The sequence below is a fragment of the Campylobacter vulpis genome (assembly GCF_014217995.1).
Taxonomy (GTDB): domain Bacteria; phylum Campylobacterota; class Campylobacteria; order Campylobacterales; family Campylobacteraceae; genus Campylobacter_D; species Campylobacter_D vulpis.
Genome location: NZ_CP041617.1, coordinates 1,342,496 through 1,360,651 on the forward strand (window position 1 = coordinate 1,342,496; position 18,156 = coordinate 1,360,651).

The window sequence follows — 18,156 nt, forward strand, 5'->3', positions numbered from 1 at the left end:
TTATAGCGTGGAGGATAATTTGCTAAAAGTTTTATAAAATCATAAAATGCAAAATTCTTATTATTTCTAAGAAAATAAAAAAGGGGAATAATTTTTTAACTAAGTCTTGGATAATTGTTATCTTTAGGATTTTATATGCTTAGAACGAAAAAAGCCCCTGGGGGCAGGGGCTGACCACCCAGCTAAAAGGGAGGGGGCTGGGTGGATAAATGGCATTATACCATAAAAATTAAAACTTGTAAAGAGCTTGAAGTCTTACAGTATCCTTTTTACCCTCACCGTTTGCATCTCTATCAACATTTAGGTAAGAATACCAAGCTTGGAAAGATAGTTTTGGAGAGTATTTATAATCTACTCTTGCAACAGCTTCCATTTTCTCACCACCGCTCATGTGGTCATTTGTCTTAGTTCCACCATAAACGAAATCTGCACCTAAACGCAATACTTCGTTAAAAGTATAACCAGCAGTTAGGTAACCAAAAGTATTTTGACCATAATCGCCATTTAGGTTTGAACCTTCAGTGTAGAAAATTTCTTGACCAGCAAGAAGATGCCCTAAATTACCTTGATCTTCAATTATTGTTAATGTAGCTTGCTCTTTATCACCATAGTATAAACCACCTAGGCTAGCGTCAAAGCCATTCCATTCCATAGTGCCTCTTAAAGCAAAGAAATTACCATTTTCAATATCAGTTTTATCTAGGTAGTTTCCTAAATAAGCACCATTAAGCTTCCAGTTGATGTCGCTAAAGATAGTTGTGCCATAAGCTAAATCTAAAGCATAAAAAGCACCCACCATATCCCAGTAAGCACCCCATAGTTGAGAGTCAAGTTGTCCGCCGAAAACTTCATAAGAAGCGATAGCAGCACCACCATAAAGGTTACCTACTTTAATATGTGTAACTTCTGCTGTTGCTGGGACTTGAGTATTAAAATTGCCGATTTCAGCAAATAATGGTGTTACATCACCGAGTTGCTCATCAAAATTGAAGCTATCTACCGCAAAAGCTGCAAGAGTTAAGCCATCAAAGCTGTTATTAAGCACTTTGATACCTGTGCCAACAAGACCATCTACGCCATTGTCAGTCCAGATAGTGTTAAGCTGTTGCTTACCTGCAATAACGCTAGTTGCGAAGTCTTCATTTGTATAAGTTAAATAAAGTTGGCGAACGTTTAAACCTTGCTTTGTAACACTCTCATTGTAGAAATGTGTTGTTTCAGTTTGCTGTCCTTTATTAATGGTGCCATACTGAGTACCGTAACCTCCGTCCTTAGCATTATAGTCTAATTGAACGAAAGCTTTGAAGTTATCAGCTATCGCAGCGTTGAAGTTGATTTGTGCTCTATATTTGTGGTTCTGCTTACTTTTATTTAATAAGTCACCATCCATACCAGCAACATCTTTACTATCAATGTTACCTGACTCATAGCGGTATCTTAAAACACCAGATACATCGATATCTTTAATCACTTCTTCTAGTGGAGCAGCATTCGCCACTGAGAAAGCACCCGCAGCAAGAGCTGCAACTAAACTAAGTTTAACTAGTTTCATGAGAATTCTCCTTAAAAATAAGATATAAAACGGCGAAATTATAGCATATAAATGAGCTTTTTTACTTAAATAAGACTTAAAATTCAAAAATAACAAGAAAGAAAAAGATAAGAAATAAAGCCCCAGAGCTTTAAACTAGGGCTTTTAAGGAGTTCTTATGAATGTTTAATTTACACGATGAAATGATAAATTTAAAAGCTTAATGATAAGTAAATAATATTAAATTTTATTTATCACTATTTCATTTTCTTTTAAATCTATGCTTATGGTATCGTTTAGGCTTAATGTATCGCTTAAAATCATATCGCTTAGTTTATCCTCTATCTTATCATAAATGGCTCTTTTAAGAGGTCTAGCACCAAAGTCCTCATCAAAGCCCTCTTTAGCTATAAATTTAGCCGCTTCGTTGCTTAAAGTCGCTTTTAAGCCCTTGTTTTCTAGGCTTTTTTGCAGATCTTTAAAGAGAAGTTTGACGATTTCATACGCTTCACTTTCGCCCAGTGGGTTAAAAGTGATAATCTCATCAAGGCGGTTTAAAAATTCGGGCTTAAAAAAACTTTTAAGCTCTGCTTTTACGGCTTCTTCTTGCTCTTTGCCTTTTAAATTCATAATGGCACTTGAGGCGATGTTGGAGGTTAAGATAATAATAGTGTTTTTAAAATCCACACTCACGCCCTTGCTATCGGTAGCCCTTGCATCATCTAATATGCCTAAAAGTATGTTGAAAACATCTTTATGTGCTTTTTCTACCTCGTCAAATAAAATCACACTATAAGGCTTTCTCCTCACAGCTTCAGTAAGCTCTCCGCCCTCTTCATGCCCTATGTAGCCCGGAGGTGCACCAAGTAAGCGTGAAACGCTATGTTTTTCCATAAATTCGCTCATATCAAAACGAATCATTGCTTTTTCATCGTCAAATAAAAACTTCGCTAAAGCCTTGGCAGATTGCGTTTTACCCACGCCTGTTGGTCCTAAGAACAAAAAGCTTCCTATGGGTTTGCTGCCCTCGTTTAGTCCTGCTTTGTTGCGTTTTATCGCCTTGGCTAAGGCGTTTAAAGCCCTATCTTGTCCTACGACACTTTCTTTTAAATATTTTTCAACCTCTAGGAATTTTTGCTTTTCACTTTTTAGCATTTTTTGCACGGATATGCCTGTCCATTTGCTTAAAATTCCTGCGACTAGGTCTTCATCAACTTTATTCTTAAGCAAGACACCCTTTTGACTTAAAAGCTGCCATTTTTCTTCAAGGCTTAAGACTTCTTTTTCTAGGCTTGGAATTTGTCCGTATTCTAACTCGGCGGCTTTTTGAAAATCGCCCTTGTTTTTCGCTAAATTTGCTTCGTTTTTTAGGCTATCAATTTCCTTTTTCTTAACGCTTATACTATCAAATACGCTTTTTTCGTTTTCAAACTGGGCGTTTAGGGCGTTTTGCTCCTCTTTTAAATTTGCCAATTCTTTGGCAATTTCCTCTAATCTTTTCTCATTTGCTTCATTTTGCTCCATTTTAAGTGCTTCTTTTTCGACCTCTAAGGTTTCTAGTTCCTTTCTTACCTTTCTCAAGGAGCTTGGCTCACTTTCTATTTGCATTTTAAGCTCAGCCGCAGCCTCGTCAATGAGGTCAATCGCCTTATCAGGCAAAAAGCGATCATTTATATAACGCTTAGAAAGCTTTGCCGCTGCAACTAGGGCGGAGTCTGTAATGCTTACATTATGATGAATTTCAAGCTTTTCTTTAATGCCTCTTAACATCGCTAAGGCTTCATTAATGCTTGGCTCACTCACACTTACGGGCTGAAAGCGGCGTTGAAGTGCGGCGTCTTTTTCAAAATACTTGCGATATTCTTTAAGCGTAGTCGCTCCTATGGTGTGAAGTTCGCCTCTTGCTAGGGCTGGTTTTAGGATATTTGCCGCATCCATACTGCCCTCGCTAGCCCCTGCTCCTACTATGGTATGAATTTCATCGATAAATAAAATCACATTTTTACTTTTTATCACTTCATCAACCACGCTTTTAAGCCTGTCTTCAAATTCGCCTCTATACTTTGCTCCGGCGATTAAGGCACTCATATCAAGGGCGATGAGGCGTTTATTTTGTAAGGAAGTGGGGACATCTTTTTTCACTATCCTTTGTGCTAAGGCTTCTACAATGGCTGTTTTACCAACACCCGGTTCGCCTAGTAAGATAGGATTATTTTTACTTTTTCTAATGAGAATTTGCATAGTTCTTTCTATCTCTTCTTCTCTACCTATGATAGGGTCAAGCTCATTTTGCTGAGCTTTTTGCGTTAAGTCTATGCCAAATTTATTAAGAGCGTCCATAGTATCTTCGCTTGTTTTACTTTCTATCTTACGCCCTGCCCTTAAAAGCTCTAATTCTTTTTTAAGCTCGTTTAAATCCATAAATTTAGCTAAAAGCTCTTTAATGGGAGAACGCTTGCTTTCTGCTATAAGATAAGTATCTACACTTAAATAACTATCGCCGTTTGCACTCATTAAACCCTTAGCATTTTCTAAGGAATTTAAAAGTTCGTTTGAAATTCTTATATTATCTCTGCTTACATTTGAGCTTGTAGCTAGGGTAGAAATTTGACTTTTAAGCTCAAGCTCTAGGGCTTCTTTTGAAATGTTAAGTTTATTACAAATTTGAGAAAGTAGGCTCGTGCTATCCACCGCTAAAGCCCACAAAAGATGAAGTGGGACTACTTCGCTATTTTTACTATGTATCGCTAAAGAGACTGCACTTTCAACATTTGAAAGCATAGAATCTGTGAGAAAATCTTGTAAATTTGCCATAATAGCTCCTTTTAGTTTTATAATGGAAGTATTATATAACTTTAGTCTATTAATATCAAGTTATTTTAATAATTTTTTTTAATTTACTTTACAAACATATCAATAGCCTTATGCAAATCCTCTAAACTTTTATGATCATTTTCTTCTAAAGCGTGAATAAGGCAGTGGGATAAATGTTCCTTTAAAATGGCGGTGGCAGTGTTATTAACGGCGGATTTAACGGCGGAGAGTTGGATTAGAATTTCGCTGCAGTCTTTGTCGCTTTCGACCATTTTTTTAATGGCTTCTAAATGTCCTATGGTTTTGGCTAAGCGGTTTGAAATTTGCTTAATGTGCTTGGAGGAGTGGTGATGATGCATAATTTTACTTTCTTTTTGAAATTTATAAAATTGTAGCAAAAAATGAAAATTCTTTATATTTACAAATTTTTATTAAAATCTTAGCTTTAAAATCTTTAAGGAGTTGGTATTGAAAAGGAAACAAATTCTCGCTGCTTTAGCGGGATTTACGGGGTCGCTTATTTTATGTCTTGGGCTTGCAAATGTCTTATATGCTGATGATAAAACAGAACAAATGCAAAAACGCCTTGAAGCTTTGGAAAAGCTTACTAAAACACTTCAAATTGTCGAGCAGTATTATGTCGATGAGCAAAATATTAGCGATTTAGTCGATAAATCACTTTCGGGACTTTTGACAAATTTGGACGCACACTCTTCTTTTTTAAATGAAAAAGATTATAATGATATGAAAATGCAAATGAGTGGCGAATTTGGCGGACTTGGAATCACTGTGGGTATGAAAGACGGAGCTTTGAGCGTGGTTGCTCCCATTGAGGGAACACCTGCGGATAAAGCGGGGATAAAATCAGGTGATATTATCCTCAAAATCAATAATGAAGCCACTTTGGGTATGAATTTAACAGACGCCGTGGATAAAATGCGTGGCAAACCGAAAACTAAAATTACCTTAACCATTTTTAGAGAGGGAGCGAGTAAGCCTTTTGATGTGAATTTGACAAGAGAAATCATTAAGATAGAAAGCGTTTATAGCAAAAAAATAGAAGATGAAGACATTTTATATCTTAGAGTTACAAGTTTTAATAAAAATATAGTCGATGAAGCACGAAAGGAGCTTAAAAAATACCCTGATAATAAAGGCGTAATTTTGGACTTAAGAAATAATCCGGGCGGGATTTTAAATCAAGCCATAGGACTTACAAATTTATTTGTCGATAAAGGGATAATCGTTTCTCAAAAGGGTAGAAATGAGAGTGAAAATAGGGATTATAAGGCAGACCCTAAAAACAAAATCTCAAATTCGTCCCTAGTTGTTTTAGTTAATGGCGGAAGTGCAAGTGCAAGTGAGATTGTAAGTGGGGCTTTACAGGATTTAAAAAGAGCCATTATCATAGGTGAAAATACCTTTGGTAAGGGCAGTGTGCAACAAACTATACCGCTAAACAAAACAGAAGCCTTAAAACTCACCATAGCAAGATACTATCTCCCAAGCGGACGCACTATACAGGCTGTGGGCGTAAAGCCGGATATAGAAGTTTTTCCGGGTAAGGTAACGGCTAAAGAAGATGGCTTTAGCATTAAAGAAAGTGATTTAAAACAGCATTTGGAGAGTGAGCTTGAAAAGCTAGAAAAAAAAGAAGATAAAAAAGACGCAAAAGAAGATAAAAACCTCATCACAAAAAAACAAATCAATGAGGACGCACAGCTAAAAGCGGCGATTGACAGCATTAAAATTTTAAACATTAAAGGAAAGTAAAATGGAAAAAAAAGAATTGCTTTACGAGGGTAAGGGCAAAAAAATGTATAAAACCGATGATGAATTTTTACTCATCACAGAATTTAAAGATGATCTAACTGCCTTTAATGCCGAAAAAAGGGGTAATGAAGCGGGTAAAGGGGCGCTTAATTGCAAAATTAGCACAGAGCTTTTTCATCTTTTAGAAAAAGGAGGGATCGCTACGCATTTGGTTGAAACCCTAAGCGAAAATGAACAGCTTGTTAAAAAATGCAAAATTGTGCCTATCGAAGTCATCGTGCGTAATGTCGCTACTGGCTCTTTGACTAAAAGGCTAGGCATTAAGGACGGCACAAAACTTCCTTTTGCTTTGGTGGAATTTTGTTTAAAAGATGATGCTTTAGGCGATCCTTTCATTAATGATGAACATTGTTTGCTTTTAAATTTAGTTAAAAATCAAGAGCAAATCGAAGAAATTAAAACAATAGCTAGAAAAATTAACTCCATACTTTTGGACTTTTTTGATACAAAAAATTTAAGACTGATAGACTTTAAAATCGAACTTGGCTTAGATAAAGATAATAAGCTCATTTTAGCCGATGAGATAAGTCCTGATAGCTGCCGATTTTGGGATAAAGAGACAAATGAAAAGCTTGATAAGGATAGATTTAGGCAAGATTTAGGTAATGTTAAAATGGCTTATGAAGAAGTTTTAAAAAGAATTTTGAATTAAGGGATAAAAATGCAAGTCATTGTTAATGTATTTTTAAAAAATGGCGTCCTAGACCCGCAGGGAAAAGCTTTAGAAAAAGCTTTACACTCTTTAAATTTCTCTGGGGTTAAAGAAGTACGTATGGCAAAACAGCTTAAAATCACGCTTGATGAAAATGACACGCAAAAGGCTAAAGAACTTGTAGCTAAGATGTGTGAAGAATTGCTTGTTAATAGCGTGATAGAAGATTATGAAATTTTACTTTAAGAAGAAAAAATGAAAGTTGCTATTATAAGATTTTTAGGGACAAACTGCGAATTTGACACTCAATACGCCTTTGAAAAGATCGGTGCTAAGGTGCAACTCATTTGGCACGAAGAAAGGGAATTTGAGGCGGATTTGGTCGTTTTACCGGGAGGTTTTTCTTATGGGGACTATTTGCGTTGTGCGGCTATTGCTAAACTAGCTCCCGCTATGCAAGGCGTTTTAAAGCACGCTAAAAAAGGTGGCTTTATACTTGGCATTTGCAATGGCTTTCAAATTCTGCTCGAAGCAGGACTTTTAAAGGGCGCGATGAAACATAATGAAAATTTAAGCTTTATCTCTAAAAATCAAACCCTAAGGGTTATTTCTAATGACAATGCCTTTTTAAAAAAATTGAATAAAAATGAGCTAATTACTCTCCCCATAGCACACGGAGAGGGCAATTACTATGCCGATGAAGCAACACTGAAATATTTAGAAGATAAAGACCTCATCACACTCAAATATGAAAATAATCCCAACGGCTCTTGTGATAATATCGCTGGAATTTGCGATGAAACTAGGAAAATTTTCGGTCTTATGCCTCACCCTGAAAGAGCTTGCGAAAAGCTTTTGGGTAATGATGTGGGGCTTAAGATGTTTGAGGGATTTTTGTCTTGAAATTCTTAAGTGTTTTATTTTTATTTACCATAAGTTTATGGGCAGAACCATCCGTTTTTGAGGGTCAGCAAAAAACGATAAAAAACCAAAAAGAGTTTTATAAAAATATCGCTCCAAGCGATGAAAGCACAAATTACGAAAATAATACCTATGAAAACTATGTTGCGCACTCGAGTCTAGTCCTAACAAGCGAGGAATATCCACAAAATTTTTATGTCGGTGAAGCCTTTAGCATAGAGCTTTATGCAAAAACTTTAGAAGATGTTAAATTTGAGTTTAATCTCTCTTTAGTCAAAAATGACAGTTTGCATTTTTTAAACCCTAAAAGCCCTTTTCAAAAAATCTCTAACGATACTTACAAAAATACGCTATGGTTTGAAGCTAAAGATGCTAATGCAAATTTAGAACAAATTGTCGTTTCTATGCTAAGAAATGGCGAGGCTTTTCAAAAGGCTAGTTTGCAAATTCAAGCTTTGCGTTTTCAATACCCGCCCAAAGATCAAACTTACGCTCACATCGTGGCAAGTTCTTTGGAGGTAGGGCAAGTTAAGACAAGTTATTTTGATGAAAAAAATATCATTATGATGCTTGAGCTAAATGCTACAAATGCGAATCTTAAAAGCTTTTTTGTAAGCGGAGTACAAAAGCAAGGCATTGAAAATTATAAGGGCGATTTTAACGCTTCAAAGGCATTTTATTATGCTATTTTTCCTGCAAATAAAAGTCATTTTGAATTTTCTTATTTTAATAAAGAAAACAAAAAACTTGAAAATTTCAACATCAAACTTCAAATTTCTAATGATGAAATCAGCACACAAAGCGATTTAAACCCTACAAATAAGGATTTTAATATCTATAAGCAATACGCTTTATGGGCTTTGGCTTTTGTTTTGGCTATTCTTTTTATTTTCAAAAGAAATTATTTCATTTTAGGCTTTGCTTTACTAAGTTTTGCTTTGAGCTTTTTGGTCGATACAAATACGCACAATGGATTTTTAAAAGCAAATACTAGAATTAAAATTCTACCGACTGAACCATCGACTTATTTTTATACTACCAACGCAGAAGAGGAGGTAGAAATTCTAGGAAAGAGAGAAAATTATATTAAAGTTTTACTTAAAAATGGAAAAATAGGCTGGGTAAATGATGTGGATTTACTCAAAAATTAAAGCCTTAATCTTTTGGATTTTTTTTATTTTTAGCGTGAGTGGCGTTATTATAGCCTTTTGTTTCACGCAAAATCAAAATAATATTTGGAAAATTCGCCGTCTTTGGGCTAAAATGCAGAGGCTTGTTTTAACTTACAAAATAGAGCTTATAGGCGAATTTCACAAAGACGCACAAATGCTAGTGATGAATCATCAAAGCGCACTTGATATTATCGCACTAGAGAGTATTTATCCTAAAAATTTATGCTGGATAGCCAAAAAAGAATTGGGTGAAATTCCTGTGTTTAAAATCGCCATTAAAAAACCTAAACTTCTTTGCATAGATAGAAAAAATCCTCGTGCCTTAGTGAGTGTTTTAAAAGAAGCTAAAGAAAGGCTTGAGGCTGGGAGAGTTTTAGCAATTTTTCCTGAGGGAACACGCTCAAAAAGTGAAAAAATGCTTAAATTTCAAAGTGGAGCTAAGATTTTAAGCGAGAAATTAAATTTAAAGGTGCAACCCGTTTTAATTGTCGATTCTGCTAAGATCTTAGATACTCAAAAATTCGAAGCAAAAAGTGGAATTTTAAAGCTTATAGCCTTACCACTTGTGGATACAAATGACGCAAATTGGCTAGAAAATACAAGAAAAACAATGCAAGAGCGTTTGGAGCAAGAAAGGGCTATTTCATTGTAAATTTTTTGCTACAATGCGTCAAATTTTAAAAAAAAGGATAAGGAATGCAATTTCAAACTGAAGTCAATCAACTCTTACAACTGATGATACACTCTTTATATTCTAATAAAGAGATTTTTTTACGCGAACTCATCTCTAATGCTAGTGATGCCTTAGATAAGCTTAATTTTTTAAGCGTGAGTGATGATGCGTATAAAAACTTAAAATTCGAACCCAAAATCGAACTTAAACTTGATAAAGACAAAAAAACTCTTACTATAAGCGATAATGGTATAGGTATGAATAAGGACGATTTAATCAACCACCTCGGCACAATAGCAAAAAGCGGCACAAAAAGCTTTTTGGAAAATTTAAGCGGAGATGCAAAAAAGGACTCTCAACTCATAGGGCAGTTTGGCGTGGGCTTTTACTCAGCCTTTATGGTGGCGGATAAAATCGAAGTTTTAAGCAAAAAAGCTTTAGAGGATAAGGCGTATTTATGGACTTCTGATGCAAGTGGTTATGAGATAGAAAAGGCACAAAAAGACACACAAGGCACAAGCATAACCTTGCATCTTAAAGATGAAGAATTTTTAAACGAATTTAAAATTGAAAACATAGTGGAGAAATATTCTAATCACATACAATTTCCTATCTTTATGGAGAAAGAAGAATTTGTGCCATTAAGCGAAGAGGAGCAAAAAGAAAATAAAGAGCCCAAAAAAGAGCTTAAAATCTCACAAATCAATAAGGCAAACGCCCTTTGGACTCTGTCAAAATCAAGCCTTAAGGCAAATGATTATGAAAATTTTTACGAGCAAAATTTCCACGATACAAATAAGCCTTTACTTTATATCCATACAAAAAGCGAGGGAAAACTTGAGTATAACTCTTTATTTTTTATCCCACAAAATGCACCCTTTGACCTTTACCGAGTCGATTATCAAAGTGGCTTGAAACTTTATGTAAAGCGTGTATTTATCAGCGATGATGATAAAGAACTTTTACCGACTTATTTGCGTTTTGTAAGAGGGATTATCGATGTGGAGGATTTGCCTTTAAATGTCAGCCGTGAAATTTTACAAGAAAATGCCATTTTAAAGGGCGTTAAAGAAGCGAGCGTTAAGAAAATTCTAGGCGAACTTCATAAGCTTAAAGAAAAAGATAAAGAAAAATATTTAAGCTTTTTTAGGAATTTTGGCAGAGTTTTAAAAGAGGGACTTTATGGCTTTAGCACAGAGAAAGAAAGTTTGCTAAAATTGATGTATTTTAAAAGCTCTAAAGGGACGGATTTAAGAAGCTTAGAAGAATATAAAAATGACCTAGTAGATGAGCAAAAAGAGATTTTTTACATCACGGGTAGTAGTGAAAGTTTGCTAAGAAATTCTCCTTTACTTGAGGATTATAAAGCAAGAAATGTCGAAGTTTTGCTACTTGATGAGGAGATTGATAGCATTATTATGCCTATGTTAGGAGAATTTGAGGGCTTGAAATTCACAGCAATTAATCAAGTCGAGGATAAAAACGAGCTTAGTGAGGAAGAAAAGCAAAATTTCGCTCCTTTTCTTGCAAAATTTAAAGAACTCTTAAAAGATGAAGTTGAAGATGTGAGACTAACATCAAGGCTTAAAGATAGTCCAAGCTGCATAGTGTATGATAAAAATAAGCCTGATTTTGCTATGCAACAACTCTTAAAACAAATGGGTCAAGAGCAAAATGTCAAGCCCATTTTGGAGCTAAATCCTAAGCATAGTATTTTTTCAAGATTAAAAGAAAATGAAAGCTTTATCCCAGATGTTGCTATTTTAACCCTAAATATGGCAAAACTTAGCGAGGGTATGGGCGTGGAAAATGCAAGTGAATTTAATGCAAGCCTAAGCAAAATCATCACTAAGGCTTTATCGTGATAGAACATATTAATCCCGCAATTTGGAATGAGAATTTAAGCTCTTACCAAATTTTTGATGTGAGAACACCAAGTGAATGGCAAGAAGATGGAATTATAAACAATGTCAAATGTGTGGCTTTATTCGATAATAAGGGGCTTTTAAATGCAAATTTTATCGAGGAATTTAAAGCAAAATACCAAGAAAATGACAAAACTCTAGCCTTTATTTGCCGTAGCGGACATAGAAGTGAAATTGCAGCTAGAATAGTGCTTGATGAGCTTGAGCTTAAGGGTGTAAATTTGGCTGGAGGCATTTTAGCCTACAAAAAAGAGCTTATCAAATGATAGGCTTTTATCTTTTAATCGCGACTCTAAGTTTTTTAGCGCTTTATTTTGCAGTGAAAAAACTCACACTAAATATCGATGAAAATAAGCTTTTAGAGCCGATAAAAGCGGAGATTTATCCTAAATTTTGCGATATCATTGATGAGGAAATAAGAGCCTTAAAAGAAGGTGTAGAAAGTGGAAAATTTGAGCTTTTAGAAAGCGAGAAAAAAGAAGAATTTTTAGAATCACTTGGGGATTTAAGTAGAGAGCTCACTTTTATACAAACAATGAATTTGAGTAAAAAAAATGACTCCATTTGGCAAGGTGAGCTTTTTGACTTCTTAAAAGAGCTTGAAAATTCAATCTTGCGTTATCTTAAAAATGCAGAAAATTTAAGCGATACCTTAAGAGAAAGGCTGATGAATGCCTTTGAAAGCTTAAAAGCTTAAGGAAAGCATTTGCAAGAAGAAAACAAACGCGACTTAAAATATATCAAACAAATTGCCATTATCGTTTTTATCACTCTTTTAGCCTATATGCTTGTGGTTTATGATGAGCTTGCTAACATTTTAGCGGGGGTAGCTATTTTGCTTATAGGTATGATGAATTTAAGTGGAGGTTTTAAAATCTTTAGCGGTGGTTTGCTTGAAAAAATTCTAGCAAAAAGCACTGATACAACACCAAAAAGCATTATTTTTGGCACGGTTAGCACTGTGATTATGCAGTCTTCTTCGCTTGTTTCTATCATTAGTATTTCTTTTCTTTCGGCTGGTCTTATATCACTTCTTCAAGGCATTGGCATTATGTTCGGTGCGAATTTGGGTAATAGTGCTGGTTCTTGGCTTATTGTGGGTATTACAAGCATTAAAATCTCAAGCTTTGCTATCCCTATGCTTATTATTGGAGTTTTGCTTTTTTTTCAAAAAGATGTGATTTTTAAAGGAGTGGGGCAAATTCTCATTGGCATAGGCTTTTTCTTTTTAGGAGTGGATTATATTAAAAATGGCTTTGAAGAAGTCAAAGAAATTTTCAATCTTGCACGTTTTAATGTCGAGGGTTTTAAGGGGGTGCTTGTATTTACAGCACTTGGAGCTATTTTAACAGGTGTGATACAATCCTCTCACGCCACTTTAGCCATCATCATCTCAGCCCTACTTTCTCATCAAATTTCTTACGAAAATGCTTTGGCAGCGACTTTAGGAACTAGTGTTGGAGGTGTGGTAACAGCCCTACTTGCTTCACTTAGCACAAATATAGAGGGGAAAAAACTTGCCGTTGCAAATTGCATTTTTAATTTTGGCATTGCGGCAATTGTTTTGGCTATTTTTCCTTATTTTGTGATCTTGGTTGATTTTATTGCCCGATTTATAGGTATAGAAAAAGATAATTTTGCCCTTAAAACTGCCGTTTTCCACACGCTTTTTAATCTCATAGCCGTGATTTTATTTGGTCTTTTAATTAAACATATTGTCAAATTTCTAGATCACTTTATCAAAGCCACAAAAGATAAAAATAAAGACAAAGCCCTTTATTTAGACCCTAATCTTACGCGTTATCCAGACACAGCCATTGAGGCTTTAAGAAAAGAAAGTGAGCATCTTTATAATAATACTTATGCCATCATAGCTCACACCATAGGCTTTAATCGTAAAGACATTCGCTCAAATTTAAGCTTTAGCGAAATTATAAAAACAAAAAAATGGTTTAGACAAAATGTCGATTTGGACTACCTTTACCAAACAAGAATCAAAGTCCTTTTTGAAGCTATAATGGAATTTTCCGCAAAAGCAGGGCTTCACATCAAAGATGAAGAAAAAAATGAACGCATTTTTGCCTTTAAAATTGCCGCTAAAAATTTAACAGAAGCAACTAAAAATCTCAAAATTATACAAGCTAATATCAAAAAAAATTCAAATTCTCAAAACAAAAATTTAGCAAATGAATACAATATTATGAGAATGAATTTGGGGGAACTCTTAAGAAGTATAGAGGAGTTGCGTTTAGTTGAAGACGAAAAGGCTTATCTCATCATTAAAAATTTCACAAAAGCAAAAGAAATATTAAAAGAAATCGACAATGAAACCCTGAAAAAAATAGAAAATCTCCTCTCACAAGGTAAAATCACCACAACAGAGGGAATTTCTATCCTTAATGATACAGCCTTTATCGCTAAAATAGCCGAAGAAATCATCGAAGCAGTTGAAATCATCTTCTCTAAAGATGAAATTAAAAAGAAAGAGGAGGATAAAAAGCAAGAGGAAAATTAACTCATTTGCTCATATTCTCATCTTTTGGAAAACCGACTTTATAGGCATTAACACAATCTTGACTAATGATAGATTTATCACGACATTCTAAAGATCTTTCTCTAGCAATTTGCGGATTTTGCTCATAAAATTCAAGCGACCTAGTCTGCTCACAAGCAACGAAAAATAAAGAAGTTAATAATAAAACATAAATTTTCATTTCTCTTCCTTATAAGAAAAAATCGGCAAAGACCATTGGTATTTAATCGCCAAAAGTCTCGCTCCCACACCTACAATAAGCGTTATAATGGTGCAAACAAGCACATCAAGTTGCACCCAAACCACTAAGGCATAATAAAGTGCACCGGCAATTATAGCAATACCAGCATAAATTTCTTTTTGAAACACTAAAGGGATTCGCATACACAAAATATCTCTTAAAATTCCCCCAAAAACACCCGTAATCACAGCAGCAGAAATGGCGATGATTAAACCATACTCCTCATTAATAGCAATTTGTGCTCCAAGTATGCTAAAAACGACAAGTCCTATTGCATCAAGAGTGAGAAAAAGGCTCTCAAGTCTTGTTACAAGACGCGGAATTCTAGTGGCAATAAGCGCACAAAAGCATATTAAAATGATGTATTCTGGGTGCTTAACCCAAGTTAATGGATAATGCCCCAAAAGCACATCTCTAATACTCCCACCCCCAATCGCCGTTACCAAAGCGATGAAAATCACTCCAAAAAGATCCATTTTATGCCGTCCAGCTGCCAAAGCTCCCGTCATACCCTCAGCAGAAATTCCTATAATATAAAGCGTGGTTAAAAGCATTAAAAATTCTCACAAGAAATTTGATAAGTATTGATATTTTCATCTATAACATCAAGATTTGGCACTTTATAGCACTCTTTAAAATCTTTTGCTTTAAAAATTTTAATATAAAAACTAGGCACGGCAATGTAATTTTTAATGCGTTTAGGATTTTCATCATATAGGATAAGATTTAAAACATCTATTTTTTGAAATTTACGCGCGAGTTCCCTCTCTCTTTTTTCTATATCGTTCCAAATTTTATTGTTAATTTGAAAATTTTGTGGCGTAATATTACTCATTAAAAATACGGCTTTTTGTGAAGCCAAAGAATAGCTAAAAGACGCATTAGGTGCGATATGTCCTCTACTATAAGAGCTATTTTTATAGTCTTCCCAGTGAGTTCTATATTTTTTCGCTAAAGAAAAATCCTCTTCAAATCTTGGTCTTTTTTTAAGTTGCTTTAAGGCTAAATTTTTCGCTTTAACTTCATAAGCTAGAGCCTTTGAGCCTTTTAGATGATAGTCATAGCAATTAATATAGTAAATTTTATTTAGCACAATAGAACAATTTAAGGCATTAAAATAGCCCTTAAATTCTTCGTCTAATTCATATTTCGCAAAAAGACTTATGCTAAAAATAGTAAGCAAGATGATAACTCTCACTCTTTCTCCTTTAACTTTTTATCCTTACTTTTACAAAAATCATATAAAAAACACTGATGGCATAAAGGATTTTTCGCCTTGCAAGTATAACGACCAAAAAGCACCATAGCTTGATGAAGATAATTTAAATTATCTTTAAAAATGCGGATTAAATCTTCTTCAGTTGCTTCTGGCGTTTTAGCTTTGCTTAAACCAAGTCGGTGCGAAACGCGAAAAACATGCGTATCCACTGCCATAAAATTTGCCCCGCACCATTCTATCAAAACCACATGAGCAGTTTTTTGTCCCACTCCTGCTAGGCTTTTTAAATCCTTTTCATCTAAAGGAATTTCTCCGCCAAAATTCTCACAAACTGCCTGTGCCATTTTAATGAGATTTTGTGCTTTATTATTAAAAAAAGAACAAGTTTGAATATAGCTTTTAACACTAGCCAAATTTGCTTTAGCTAGGCTTTTAATATCAGGATAAGCCTTAAAAAGTGCGGGAGTGATGAGATTAACCCTTTTATCCGTGCATTGAGCTGAAAGCATTACGCAAACTAAAAGCTCGTAAAGGGTAGAAAATTTGAGTTCTGTAACGGGTTTATCAAATTTTTTTAAAAAAAGTTCTTTTATTGCTAAATTTCTTTTCATTTTTTTATTGTAGTTAATTAGTTTTAACCAAGTTTATATATAATCACTTACTAACAATTTTCAAAAAGGATACATTATGAAAAAATTTTCTTTAGTTGCAGCTGGTTTAATCACTAGCGTAAGTTTAAGCTTAAATGCTGCCACAGTAGCCACCGTAAATGGTGAAAAAATCAGTGATACAGAAGTAAATGAATTTTATGCCCCTATGCTTAGAGGGCAAGATTTTAAAAAATTACCTGAAGCACAACAAAAAGCTTTAATTCAACAATATGTTATGCAGGATTTAATTTTAAAAGATGCAAAAAAACAAAATTTAGAAAAAGACCCTGCGTATATCAAAGGACTTGAGCGTGCAAAAGATGAGCTTTTGCTCAATGTTTATCAAAATAAAATTATGCAAGATATTAAAGTCGATGCTGCTAAGGTTAAAGAAGCTTATGAAAAAAACAAAGAGCAATTTGTAAAACCAGCAAGAGTCAAGGCTAAACACATTTTAGTTACAAGCGAACAAGATGCCAAAAACATTATCAATGAGCTTAAAAATCTAAAGGCTAAAGACTTAGAAAATAAATTTGCACAAATTGCAAGAGAAAAGTCAATCGATACGGGCTCAGCTGCTAATGGTGGCGATTTGGGTTGGTTTGATGAATCAACTATGGTAAAACCTTTTACTGATGCGACTTTCTCTCTTAAAAAAGGTGAAATCACAAAAACTCCAGTAAAAACAAATTTCGGTTACCACATTATCCTAAAACAAGATTCAAGAGCGAAAGAGCAAGTTGCTTTTAAAGACGCTAAAATGGGCATTGAAAACAGACTTAAATTTGAAGAATTTCAAAAAAGAATAGCTCTTAAAGGACAAGAACTTTATAAAAACGCTAAAGTGGAAATTAAGTAATGGGACTTTTAAATATCGTTGAGGCGGGAGTTATAAGCGGAGATAAACTTAATCTTGTTTATGACTATGCTAAAAGTGAAAATTTTGCTATTCCTGCGGTTAATGTCGTAGGAAGTAGCTCTATTAATGCCGTTTTAGAAGCAGCAAGAAGGGTTAATTCTCCCGTTATCATACAATTTTCTAACGGAGGTGCAAAATTTGTCGCGGGGAAAAATTGCCCAAATGGCGATGTTTTAGGAGCTATAAGTGGGGCTAGACATGTGCATTTAATAGCTAAAGCTTATGGTGTGCCTGTGATTCTACACACAGACCACGCCGCTAGAAAACTCCTTCCTTGGATAGACGCTCTCATCGAAGCCAATGCGGACTTTAAACAAAGACACGGACAGGCTTTATTTAGCTCCCATATGCTTGATTTAAGCGAAGAGGACTTGGAGGATAATCTCAGCACTTGTGAGCATTATCTTAAAAAGCTTAGTGCATTAGGAATTTCTTTAGAAATCGAACTTGGCTGCACGGGTGGCGAAGAAGATGGAGTGGATAATACGGGCATTGATAATGCTAAGCTTTATACCCAACCTGAAGATGTGGCTTTAGCGTATGAAAGATTGATGAAAATTAGCCCAAATTTCTCTATCGCGGCAAGTTTTGGCAATGTGCATGGGGTTTATAAGCCAGGTAATGTGAGCCTCGAGCCTGAAATTTTGAAAAACTCGCAACTTTTTGTCAAAGAGAAATTTAAACTAAATAGCGATAAGCCCGTGCATTTTGTCTTTCACGGCGGAAGCGGAAGTGAGCTAAAAGATATACAAGAGGCAATTAGCTATGGCGTGATTAAAATGAATATCGACACCGATACACAATGGGCTTTTTGGGACGGGGTGCGTGAGTATGAAGCGAAACATAAAACGTTTTTACAAGGGCAAATCGGCAATCCAGAAGGCGATGATAAGCCTAACAAGAAATACTACGACCCACGCGCTTGGCTTAGGGCTGGAGAGGAAAGTATGGTAAAAAGACTCGAAGACGCTTTTGAGCATTTAAATTGCATTAATAAAAATTGAAAACCAACCTTAAGGTTGGTTTTATTTTGAAGATTAAGTCTTTAAAATAAAACTTATCGATAAGGTCTT

The 18,156-nt window shown here is 34.9% G+C and carries 19 protein-coding genes; 12 read left to right on the forward strand and 7 right to left on the reverse strand.

Translation table 11 applies throughout. The annotated features are described in order from the left end of the window. Nucleotides 1-229: 229 nt before the first annotated feature. From CVULP_RS06920 to CVULP_RS06930, 3 genes are all read right to left on the reverse strand, one after another. Nucleotides 230-1,552 carry a major outer membrane protein gene (locus CVULP_RS06920; RefSeq protein WP_099507261.1) on the reverse strand — a complete coding sequence of 441 codons (1,323 nt, stop codon included), beginning with the start codon at nucleotides 1,550-1,552 and terminating at the stop codon, nucleotides 230-232. Nucleotides 1,553-1,771: 219 nt separating this feature from the next. Beyond that, nucleotides 1,772-4,345, reverse strand: coding sequence for an ATP-dependent Clp protease ATP-binding subunit (locus CVULP_RS06925; protein ID WP_099507260.1), 2,574 nt, complete (start codon nucleotides 4,343-4,345; stop codon nucleotides 1,772-1,774). Nucleotides 4,346-4,428: 83 nt separating this feature from the next. Further along, nucleotides 4,429-4,704 carry a metal-sensing transcriptional repressor gene (locus CVULP_RS06930; RefSeq protein ID WP_099461156.1) on the reverse strand — a complete coding sequence of 92 codons (276 nt, stop codon included), beginning with the start codon at nucleotides 4,702-4,704 and terminating at the stop codon, nucleotides 4,429-4,431. A 91-nt stretch (nucleotides 4,705-4,795) separates the two neighbouring features. Here CVULP_RS06930 and CVULP_RS06935 point away from each other — a divergent pair, with 91 nt between their 5' ends. From CVULP_RS06935 to CVULP_RS06980, 10 genes are read left to right on the forward strand one after another with little or no spacing between them, the layout of a single operon-like run. After that, a complete protein-coding gene (locus CVULP_RS06935; RefSeq protein WP_180753036.1) occupies nucleotides 4,796-6,118 on the forward strand; it encodes a S41 family peptidase in 1,323 nt (440 codons plus the stop codon). A 1-nt stretch (nucleotide 6,119) separates the two neighbouring features. Then, complete coding sequence (gene purC, locus CVULP_RS06940; protein ID WP_099507258.1) at nucleotides 6,120-6,830, forward strand: phosphoribosylaminoimidazolesuccinocarboxamide synthase; 711 nt, start codon at nucleotides 6,120-6,122, stop codon at nucleotides 6,828-6,830. A 9-nt stretch (nucleotides 6,831-6,839) separates the two neighbouring features. Beyond that, nucleotides 6,840-7,076 carry a phosphoribosylformylglycinamidine synthase subunit PurS gene (purS, locus tag CVULP_RS06945; RefSeq protein ID WP_099507257.1) on the forward strand — a complete coding sequence of 79 codons (237 nt, stop codon included), beginning with the start codon at nucleotides 6,840-6,842 and terminating at the stop codon, nucleotides 7,074-7,076. Between the two features lie 9 nt (nucleotides 7,077-7,085). Then, complete coding sequence (gene purQ, locus CVULP_RS06950; protein WP_099461130.1) at nucleotides 7,086-7,733, forward strand: phosphoribosylformylglycinamidine synthase subunit PurQ; 648 nt, start codon at nucleotides 7,086-7,088, stop codon at nucleotides 7,731-7,733. Next, nucleotides 7,730-8,902, forward strand: coding sequence for an SH3 domain-containing protein (locus tag CVULP_RS06955; protein WP_099507256.1), 1,173 nt, complete (start codon nucleotides 7,730-7,732; stop codon nucleotides 8,900-8,902). The genes purQ and CVULP_RS06955 overlap by 4 nt, the downstream gene beginning before the upstream one ends. Beyond that, nucleotides 8,877-9,575, forward strand: a complete 699-nt coding sequence (locus CVULP_RS06960; protein ID WP_099461132.1) for a lysophospholipid acyltransferase family protein — start codon at nucleotides 8,877-8,879, stop codon at nucleotides 9,573-9,575. Before CVULP_RS06955 ends, CVULP_RS06960 begins: the two co-directional genes overlap by 26 nt. A gap of 44 nt (nucleotides 9,576-9,619) precedes the next feature. Next, nucleotides 9,620-11,461 carry a molecular chaperone HtpG gene (gene htpG, locus CVULP_RS06965; protein WP_099461133.1) on the forward strand — a complete coding sequence of 614 codons (1,842 nt, stop codon included), beginning with the start codon at nucleotides 9,620-9,622 and terminating at the stop codon, nucleotides 11,459-11,461. Further along, the gene (locus CVULP_RS06970) at nucleotides 11,458-11,787 is read left to right on the forward strand and encodes a rhodanese-like domain-containing protein (protein WP_099507255.1); all 330 of its coding nucleotides are present in this window, start codon (nucleotides 11,458-11,460) and stop codon (nucleotides 11,785-11,787) included. The genes htpG and CVULP_RS06970 overlap by 4 nt, the downstream gene beginning before the upstream one ends. Further along, nucleotides 11,784-12,218 (forward strand): hypothetical protein, encoded by a 435-nt coding sequence (locus tag CVULP_RS06975; RefSeq protein WP_099507254.1) that lies wholly within the window; start codon nucleotides 11,784-11,786, stop codon nucleotides 12,216-12,218. Before CVULP_RS06970 ends, CVULP_RS06975 begins: the two co-directional genes overlap by 4 nt. Nucleotides 12,219-12,227: 9 nt before the next feature. After that, nucleotides 12,228-14,036, forward strand: a complete 1,809-nt coding sequence (locus tag CVULP_RS06980) for a Na/Pi cotransporter family protein (RefSeq protein ID WP_180753033.1) — start codon at nucleotides 12,228-12,230, stop codon at nucleotides 14,034-14,036. Between the two features lies 1 nt (nucleotide 14,037). Here the strand turns inward: CVULP_RS06980 and CVULP_RS06985 are convergent, their stop codons facing one another. Genes CVULP_RS06985 through nth form a run of 4 tightly spaced genes read right to left on the reverse strand, consistent with a single transcriptional unit; the run spans nucleotide 14,038 to nucleotide 16,125 of the window. Continuing rightward, entirely contained in the window at nucleotides 14,038-14,235 is a 198-nt protein-coding gene (locus CVULP_RS06985; protein WP_099461136.1) for an EexN family lipoprotein, read from the reverse strand. Continuing rightward, nucleotides 14,232-14,849 carry a trimeric intracellular cation channel family protein gene (locus tag CVULP_RS06990; protein WP_099461137.1) on the reverse strand — a complete coding sequence of 206 codons (618 nt, stop codon included), beginning with the start codon at nucleotides 14,847-14,849 and terminating at the stop codon, nucleotides 14,232-14,234. The genes CVULP_RS06985 and CVULP_RS06990 overlap by 4 nt, the downstream gene beginning before the upstream one ends. Then, on the reverse strand, nucleotides 14,849-15,484 hold the full coding sequence (locus CVULP_RS06995; protein ID WP_372712702.1) for a DNA/RNA non-specific endonuclease: 636 nt from the start codon (nucleotides 15,482-15,484) through the stop codon (nucleotides 14,849-14,851). Before CVULP_RS06995 ends, CVULP_RS06990 begins: the two co-directional genes overlap by 1 nt. A 5-nt stretch (nucleotides 15,485-15,489) precedes the next feature. Next, nucleotides 15,490-16,125 (reverse strand): endonuclease III, encoded by a 636-nt coding sequence (gene nth / locus CVULP_RS07000; protein ID WP_099461139.1) that lies wholly within the window; start codon nucleotides 16,123-16,125, stop codon nucleotides 15,490-15,492. A 76-nt stretch (nucleotides 16,126-16,201) separates the two neighbouring features. On the opposite strand from nth, the gene CVULP_RS07005 reads away from it, so the two are divergent. Together CVULP_RS07005 and fbaA are read left to right on the forward strand one after the other, a co-directional pair. Then, nucleotides 16,202-17,023, forward strand: coding sequence for a peptidylprolyl isomerase (locus CVULP_RS07005; protein ID WP_099461140.1), 822 nt, complete (start codon nucleotides 16,202-16,204; stop codon nucleotides 17,021-17,023). Continuing rightward, nucleotides 17,023-18,087 (forward strand): class II fructose-bisphosphate aldolase, encoded by a 1,065-nt coding sequence (gene fbaA, locus CVULP_RS07010; RefSeq protein WP_099461141.1) that lies wholly within the window; start codon nucleotides 17,023-17,025, stop codon nucleotides 18,085-18,087. Before CVULP_RS07005 ends, fbaA begins: the two co-directional genes overlap by 1 nt. The last annotated feature ends 69 nt before the right edge of the window (nucleotides 18,088-18,156 follow it).